Genomic DNA, 410 nt, shown 5'->3' on the forward strand with positions numbered 1-410 from the left:
TAACGCGGGGGTCGTTGGTTCGAATCCAACCAGACCCACCACGCAACATGGGGGATTAGCTCAGCTGGGAGAGCACCTGCTTTGCAAGCAGGGGGTCGTCGGTTCGATCCCGTCATCCTCCACCATTCATTCTGTTCTACTGCATTTATCTAAGTCAGCAATAAACTGCTTTAGATAAGTGTAGTTCTCGTTCTTTAACAATCTGGAAGAAGTAAAGTTTTTTTAAGCGTGCATGTAAAAGTGCACACTTAGGGTAGTAATCAAGTATCAACAAACATGCAACAAGCTGTACTCTTGATTTCTATGACGATCCCTGTTGTCAGCAGGGGCCAACGTTATAGGGACAAGCGAATAAGTGCACATGGTGGATGCCTTGGCGATTACAGGCGATGAAGGACGTAGTAGCTTGC

The 410-nt window shown here is 46.6% G+C and carries 1 tRNA gene; it reads left to right on the plus strand.

The window, feature by feature from the left end:
* Positions 1-49: 49 nt before the first annotated feature.
* Positions 50-125: transfer RNA gene (locus tag LE190_RS21565), tRNA-Ala, on the plus strand.
* The last annotated feature ends 285 nt before the right edge of the window (positions 126-410 follow it).

This window comes from Massilia hydrophila (genome assembly GCF_020208145.1).
Classification (GTDB): Bacteria; Pseudomonadota; Gammaproteobacteria; order Burkholderiales; family Burkholderiaceae_D; genus Telluria; species Telluria hydrophila.